This window comes from Pseudomonas sp. PARCl1 (assembly GCF_947311875.1).
In the GTDB taxonomy this organism is placed as follows: Bacteria; Pseudomonadota; Gammaproteobacteria; order Pseudomonadales; family Pseudomonadaceae; genus Aquipseudomonas; species Aquipseudomonas juntendi.
In genome coordinates, this window is sequence record NZ_CAMZMX010000002.1 from 222,992 (window position 1) to 229,674 (window position 6,683).

A 6,683-nucleotide genomic window follows, 5' to 3' on the forward strand; every position below is an offset into this window, starting at 1 on the left:
CTCACGGATAATCCCCCACATTCCAATAAACAGCCTGTGAGTGGGTATGAGTGATTCCGTAGTCGGCCTTGGCCAGCCTGAAACCGAAGGGGGGCGCAGAACGCGCAAGAACAACCCCGAGAAAACCCGCGAGGATATCCTCCAGGCCGCCATCCACGAATTCGTTCAGCAAGGGCTGGCCGGGGCTCGCGTAGACGCCATCGCTGAACGCACGGCTACGTCCAAGCGCATGATCTACTACTACTTCGGCAGCAAGGAGCAGTTGTATTGCGAGTGCCTGGTCAAGCTATACGGCGATATTCGCAAGACCGAGCAAAGCCTGGACCTGGAGTCGCTGCCGGCCGACCAGGCGATCCGCAGGCTGGTGGAATTCACCTTCGACCACCACGACCGCAATGTCGACTTCGTGCGGATCATCTGCACCGAAAACATCCACTACGGCGAATACGTCAAGCAGTCCCCGGCTATTCGCGAAATGAGCAGCCTGGTGCTCGAAGCCTTGGGCAACACGCTGCGCCGTGGGGTAGAAGAAGGGGTGTTCCGTAGCGGTATCGAGGTGATCGACCTGCACATGCTGATGAGCTCGTTCTGTTTTTACCGGGTGTCCAACCGGCATACCTTTGGCGAGATCTTCCAGATAGACCTGTCGGATGACCAGGTCAAGCTGCGGCACAAGGCGATGATCTGTGATGCGGTGCTGCGCTACATTCAGGTTGGGCAGCGCCCCTGACGCTGCGCCAGCCTGCTCAGTCGCCCAACCGCTGCTCACGCGAGGGCGGGTAGCCAAAATACGCCGCATAGCATTTGCTGAAATGTGACACCGAAACAAAGCCGCAAGCCACCGCCACTTCCATCACCGACAGGTCGGAATACTGCAGCAGCCTGCGGCTTTTGGTAATGCGCAGCTCCATGTAGTAACGCCGCGGCGATGTGCCCAGTTGGGCCTGGAACAGCCGGTCGATCTGCCGCCGTGAGCGCCCGCTGTAGGCGGCCAGCTGGTCGAGGCTGAGGGTTTCTTCGAGGTTGTTCTCCATCAGTTCGACAATGGTACGCAGGTGCAGGCTCATGGACTTCTTGGCCCCCGGCCCGACCTGGCGGTAACGGGCGCCTGAGAACGACAGAATTTCTTCCACGCCTTCGGCCAGGCCGTCACCATACAAGCGCCGCACCAGCCCCAGCATCAGTTCCATGGCGCCGTTCGGGCTGGCGGCACTGAGCCGGTCACGGTCGAGGGTGAAGCTGGCCGGAGTAATGCGGGTTTGCGGGCTGCGCTCGGACAAACTGGCACGCTGCTCGGGGTGAACGCTGCAGCCATAGTCATCCAGCACCCCGGCGCGCCCCAGGAACCAGGCGCCGTTCCACAAGCCACCCAAGGCCATGCCATGGGCCGCGCAATCACTCAGCAAGCGGTCGAGTACCGGGTATTTCAGCGGCGTACGCAAGCCCCCGCAGATGACCAGCAGGTCTGGTGACTGCAACGCCTGGGGGGACAATTCGGTGGCTACCAGTTCCAGCCCAAGGTCGCTGAGCACGCGGTCGCCGTCCAGCGACAGCGGGGTGAAACTGAAGCTGTCGGTACGCAGCAGGTTGGCCGTGACCAGCACGTCCATGGCCACGGTGAAACTGGCCATGGAGAAGTGTTCGAGCAGCACGAAATCGACTTGATAAGGGGCCTGGGCGTCGGCGCTGCTGGCCTTGAGCCGCAGCATGTTGCTGGTACTGGTCTTCTTGCTGAACTGGCGTGGCGTGGGCACTCTGAACTCCGCTTGCTGGCTGGCTCGCAGAGTGTGGCCGGTGGCTGGAGGAAAGACAATCTCCCCGGTGGCGGTGTCGTATTACAGGTCGTGTTCAGGCAACCTGTATGGCTGCAGACTTTCCCACTATGCTTTGCCATAGGCGCTTGCATGAAACGCCTGGCCCTTGAGGAACCTATCGATGAAATACGCCGCTGCCTTGTTGCTCAGCTTGTTGCCATTGCTGGCCACGGCCATGGAGCCGGGCGAACCGCTCGCGCCCTTCACGTTGCTTGACCAGCATGACAAGGCCTACACCCTGAGCGCGGACACCCAGGTACTACTGGTGGCGCGCGACATGGACGGCGCCAAGTTGGTCAAGGCTGCACTGGCCGACGCGCCCAAAGACTACCTGGAAGCACGCAAGGCCGTATTCGTCGCCGACATCCAGCGCATGCCTGCGTTGATCAGCAAGCTGTTCGCCATCCCGGCCATGCGCGGTTACAGCTATAGGGTGCTGCTCGACCGGGAAGGGCGGGTAGCCAGCCGGTACCCCGGGCAGCCAGGGCAGGTGCAGTGGTTGCAGTTGCAAGAAGGCAGATTGGTGAGCCAGCAGGCGTTCACCGATGCCGCGGCATTGAAGGCGGCGCTGGAGCGTGCGCCGCAGCAGTGAGGTGCGTTACCTGCAGGAGTGGTCAAAACAATCTGAACCCTCAGCGTCAATAACAACCCAAGCCATTACACGGCAAAGAGAGAGCGCTTATGGAAGTCGGAACGATCTGGATCATTGTCGCAGCCTTGGTCATCCTCATGGAAATCTGGGCCATCTGGAACATCATCGGCAGTGAGCGGCGCGCCGAACGCAAGATGTTGTGGGTGGTGTTCGTCGTCTACGCGCCAATCCCCGGCTTGTTGTTCTGGGCCTGGCGCGGCCCGCGCGCCGTAAAAGGCCGGTCCGTACTCGAAGAAAAATGACAGGCACAGGCATCAGGCGCTCGCGCGCCTGATACCGTCAGCGGTCACTTTCCAGCGGTCATTTGGGCAGCACGTTGAAGCGAATGGCGGGGCCGAGGCCGTTCACCATCAGGCAGCCGTAGAACTTCACGGTGGACAGCACGCCCAGCGTCTTCAATGCATCGTGTATGAATGCGTGGAATACGCGCCCGGCATCCTTCTGGCGGTCGGCAAGCGTCGCGGCCTCGAGCGTGACCACCCCAAGCAAGGTGGTCTCGATGTGCTGGACGGTTTCCAGGCCGGTTTTCTCGCGAAGGTACGTACGTGCCTTCGCCGCATCTGCCTCATCCCCTTCGACGGTGTAAGCCAACTGAAAATCGAATTTGCTCATGGTTTTGTCCTTGGTTGCGCTAAAGCGTCCGTGCCGTGCCGTGCACCTTACCGGCATGCGCAAGTTGTGAAAACGAACGAGGTGTTCAACAATCTCATCTGTTTGTAGGAGACGACCTACTTGACCTCGAGTCCCACACCATGAGCACTGGCACCACCTCGCTTGCCGGGCATAAGGCTCGTGCCTGGCTCTGGCCAGCGCTGTTCAGCCTGGTGGCATTTGCCGCCAACTCGGTATTCTGCCGCCTGGCCCTCAAGAACGGGGCGATCGACCCGGCCTCGTTCACTGTCGTGCGCCTGGCCAGTGGTGCAGTGTTCCTGTTGTTGCTGATTCGATTGCGCAGACCGGCGCAGCGCATGGGTGGCACCTGGCGAGCAGGCCTGGCCTTGTGCCTGTATGCCTTCCTGTTTTCAGCGGCCTACCTGCAACTGAGCGCCGGGGCGGGCGCCTTGCTGCTCTTCGGTGCCGTGCAGATCACGATGTTCGGCTTTGCCTGGTGCAAAGGCGAACGCATCAGCGCACGGGGCCTGCTGGGTATGCTGATCGCCTTCGCCGGCTTGCTGGTGCTGTTGTTGCCAGGCGCTTCGGCGCCCCCGTTCAGCAGTGCCTTGCTGATGGTTATTTCCGGCATCGCCTGGGGGGCGTACACCTTGCTCGGCAGAGGGTCGCCCAGGCCGCTGGCCGACACGGCCGGCAACTTTGCCCGCAGCCTGCCCTGGCTGGTGGTGCTGGCACCGCTGCTGTTGCTGGGGGCCGGGCCACACCTTAGCGCCGGTGGCTTGCTGTTCGCCCTGGGCTCCGGTGTGCTGGCTTCCGGAGCCGGTTATGCCGTGTGGTATGGCGTGGTGCGGCAGGTCAGTGCGCAACAGGCGGCGACCCTGCAGCTGAGTGTGCCGGTGCTGGCCGGGTTGGGCGGGGTTGCGCTGATCGGTGAGCCGTTATCGCTGCGTTTGTTGCTCGCCAGTGTGGTAGTGCTGGGCGGTATTGCGCTGGCGCTGGTGCCGCGCCGCCAGGCCCTGCAGGCAAAGCCTAGAAAAAGCTGCGCTGGGCCTTGAGGGTGACCACGCTGTCGCAATAGGTGTTCATGCCTGAGTAGGCGTCACAGCTGGTGCCACTGAGGCTCGAGTTGCTGTAGATCAGGTTCAGGTCGATGCCCAGCCAAGGGCGCGACAGTTCCAGCGACCAGTCGGAAAAGGCATTCACCTGGCTGCCATCGCCGATGGTGAAGGGTGTGCCCAGACGGTGATGGGCGAGTTTGACGGTGAGGTCGACATCGAACAAGGGCAGTTGGCCAAAGTCGGCGAACAGCGTACCGGTGCGGTTGTCGGGGTTGTCGCGCAGTGCACCGCCGAACCGGCTGCCCAGCACCGACACTCCCCCATACAGGGCTACGCTCTCGGCGCCGGCGATGTTTGGCTGGCTGTAGTGGATCAACCCCACTTCATAGCCCAAGGTGCTGTCGAAGTGGTGCTTGTAGCCCATGTAGCTGTCCAGGCGCAGGGTCGAGTTGGCCGTCACCCCCATGCTCGGGGCGTATTGGCCGACGTACAGCCCACTGGGGTGGCTGAAATCCATGCCACCATGAAACGCGCCGACCGCCGTGGGTGAAATCAACCCTTGGGCCATGCTACGTGAAGGGGTGGTGCCGAGTGTAAAGTCGAAATCGCCCAGTTGGCGCTTCATCTGCTGGGCCAGCAGAGGGGGGCTGAACAGCAGGGCAATGCTCAGCAACAGCAGGGGCCTGAACATGGTCACCGTCCTGGAGGGCTTACGGTAGAGCGTTCAAGGATACCTGCCCGAGCGGCCGCTGAAAACCTTGTAGTGGCGGGTTCAGCCTTTGGTCGAACGGTCGGCATCGGCTGCCTCGGTCACCACCGGCAGGTTGCCGGCACGCTGGATCACCCGGCGTTGCTGCTCATAGTCGTCCAGCGACAGACCGCGGCGCTGCAAGGCCTCCAGCTGTAACTGGCGGGTTTCGTCGGCGCTGTACGGCCGCAGTTCAGGGTGGCTGGCACAGCCGCTGCTGATGGCGAGGGTAAGCAGGGCAAACGTGGCAGTCAGCAAGCGGGCCAGGGTGTTCATCAGGTAGCTCCAGGGGCCAAGGGTGTAGGTGGCGAGGCGATGGAGCTAGGTTATGTGGTTGCCGCGCCTGGTAGAAATTGCCCCTCTCGATAGTGACTATTGATGCACGGCGCCCTGGCCATTGACGCGCAGAAGCTCAAACCTTGCAGGCTGCCGCCTGGTGGCTCGATCCATGAAAAACGGGGCATGCCAGCGATGGCATGCCCCGTTTTTATACCGCAAAGGCGTATCAGGCGACTTTGACGATCCAGCCAGCCGGTGCTTCCACATCACCGCTCTGGATGCCGGTCAGCTCGTTGTAGAGCTTCTGCGTGACCGGGCCGACTTTCTCCAGGTCGTGGAACACGTGCAGCTTGCCGTTGTACTCGATGCCACCAATCGGGGTGATCACCGCAGCAGTACCGCAGGCGCCGGCTTCGACGAAGCGGTCCAGCTTGCTGATTTCCACGTCACCTTCGACCACGGTCAGGCCCAGGCGCGATTGTGCCAGCTCCATCAGCGACAGGCGGGTGATGCCTGGCAGCACCGAGGCCGATTTAGGCGTGACGAACTCATTGTTGGCGGTAATGCCGAAGAAGTTGGCCGAGCCGACTTCTTCAATCTTGGTGTGGGTCAGCGGGTCGAGGTAGATGGCGTCGGCGAAGTTGGCTTTCTTCGCTTCGGCACCTGGCTGCAGGCTGGCAGCGTAGTTGCCACCGACCTTGGCGGCACCGGTGCCCTGCGGTGCTGCACGGTCGAAGCTGGAGATCTGGAAGTTGTGCGGCTTCATGCCACCCTTGAAGTACGAGCCAACCGGAATGGCGAAAACCGAGAAGATGAACTCGGGAGCGGTGCGCACGCCAATGTTGTCGCCGGTGCCGATGACGAACGGGCGCAGGTACAGGGCGCCTTTACCATGCGGTGGCACGAACTTTTCGTTGGCCTTGACCACTTGCTTGCACGCCTCGATGAACACATCGGTCGGCACCTGCGGCATCAGCAGGCGGGCGCAGCTGCGCTGCATGCGGGCGGCATTCTGGTCCGGGCGGAACAGGTTGATGGAGCCATCCTTGCAGCGGTAGGCCTTCAGGCCCTCGAAACATTGCTGGCCATAGTGCAGCGCGGTGGAGCCTTCACTGATGTGCAGCACGTTGTCTTCGGTCAGGGTGCCCTTGTCCCACTCGCCATTGCGCCATACGGACAGGTAGCGTTTGTCGGTCTTGATGTAGTCGAAACCCAGCTTGTCCCAATTAATGCTTTCGTTGCTCATGACACCCTCATTGTCTTGCTAATGCCCGATCGCTCGGGCTGCTGTTATATGCGCACCATGCCACCTTAATACATCCGTGGCGGATCGGGAACGGCCGGTCAAGAATTGACAGGCTGCGATGCATTATTTGCGGGTGCTGCAGGCGCAGGGACGGCATTGAGGCTGCAAGGTGATTGTCACAATATTGTCAGCGCCTGTGAGATCGAGCGCCGCCCGCGCGGCGCATCGCGAGCTGCGCTCGCTCCTACGTTTGTTTCGGGCCAATTATGCCTGG

9 protein-coding genes are annotated in these 6,683 nt (G+C 61.6%); 4 read left to right on the forward strand and 5 right to left on the reverse strand.

Annotated features, from left to right (window positions below; genetic code table 11):
- Window positions 1-46: 46 nt before the first annotated feature.
- Window positions 47-730 (forward strand): TetR/AcrR family transcriptional regulator, encoded by a 684-nt coding sequence (locus QME24_RS02220; RefSeq protein WP_029886484.1) that lies wholly within the window; start codon window positions 47-49, stop codon window positions 728-730.
- Between the two features lie 16 nt (window positions 731-746).
- On the opposite strand, the gene QME24_RS02225 is transcribed toward QME24_RS02220, so the two are convergent.
- Window positions 747-1,754 carry a GlxA family transcriptional regulator gene (locus tag QME24_RS02225; protein WP_009686690.1) on the reverse strand — a complete coding sequence of 336 codons (1,008 nt, stop codon included), beginning with the start codon at window positions 1,752-1,754 and terminating at the stop codon, window positions 747-749.
- Window positions 1,755-1,935: 181 nt separating this feature from the next.
- Between QME24_RS02225 and QME24_RS02230 the strand changes: the two genes are divergently transcribed.
- Both QME24_RS02230 and QME24_RS02235 read left to right on the forward strand, forming a co-directional pair.
- The gene (locus tag QME24_RS02230; protein ID WP_029886483.1) at window positions 1,936-2,406 is read left to right on the forward strand and encodes a hypothetical protein; all 471 of its coding nucleotides are present in this window, start codon (window positions 1,936-1,938) and stop codon (window positions 2,404-2,406) included.
- Window positions 2,407-2,495: 89 nt separating this feature from the next.
- Complete coding sequence (locus QME24_RS02235) at window positions 2,496-2,708, forward strand: PLDc N-terminal domain-containing protein (RefSeq protein ID WP_009686692.1); 213 nt, start codon at window positions 2,496-2,498, stop codon at window positions 2,706-2,708.
- A 58-nt stretch (window positions 2,709-2,766) separates the two neighbouring features.
- Here the strand turns inward: QME24_RS02235 and QME24_RS02240 are convergent, their stop codons facing one another.
- Window positions 2,767-3,078: a hypothetical protein gene (locus QME24_RS02240; protein WP_029886482.1), complete on the reverse strand. Its 312-nt coding sequence runs from the start codon at window positions 3,076-3,078 to the stop codon at window positions 2,767-2,769.
- Window positions 3,079-3,218: 140 nt separating this feature from the next.
- Between QME24_RS02240 and QME24_RS02245 the strand changes: the two genes are divergently transcribed.
- A complete protein-coding gene (locus QME24_RS02245) occupies window positions 3,219-4,133 on the forward strand; it encodes a DMT family transporter (protein WP_054904432.1) in 915 nt (304 codons plus the stop codon).
- On the opposite strand, the gene QME24_RS02250 is transcribed toward QME24_RS02245, so the two are convergent.
- From QME24_RS02250 to QME24_RS02260, 3 genes are all read right to left on the reverse strand, one after another.
- Window positions 4,108-4,827, reverse strand: a complete 720-nt coding sequence (locus QME24_RS02250) for a TorF family putative porin (RefSeq protein WP_009686695.1) — start codon at window positions 4,825-4,827, stop codon at window positions 4,108-4,110. The genes QME24_RS02245 and QME24_RS02250 overlap by 26 nt on opposite strands.
- Window positions 4,828-4,908: 81 nt before the next feature.
- On the reverse strand, window positions 4,909-5,160 hold the full coding sequence (locus QME24_RS02255; RefSeq protein ID WP_009686696.1) for a hypothetical protein: 252 nt from the start codon (window positions 5,158-5,160) through the stop codon (window positions 4,909-4,911).
- A gap of 229 nt (window positions 5,161-5,389) precedes the next feature.
- Window positions 5,390-6,409: a branched-chain amino acid aminotransferase gene (locus QME24_RS02260; protein ID WP_009686697.1), complete on the reverse strand. Its 1,020-nt coding sequence runs from the start codon at window positions 6,407-6,409 to the stop codon at window positions 5,390-5,392.
- Window positions 6,410-6,683: the final 274 nt, after the last annotated feature.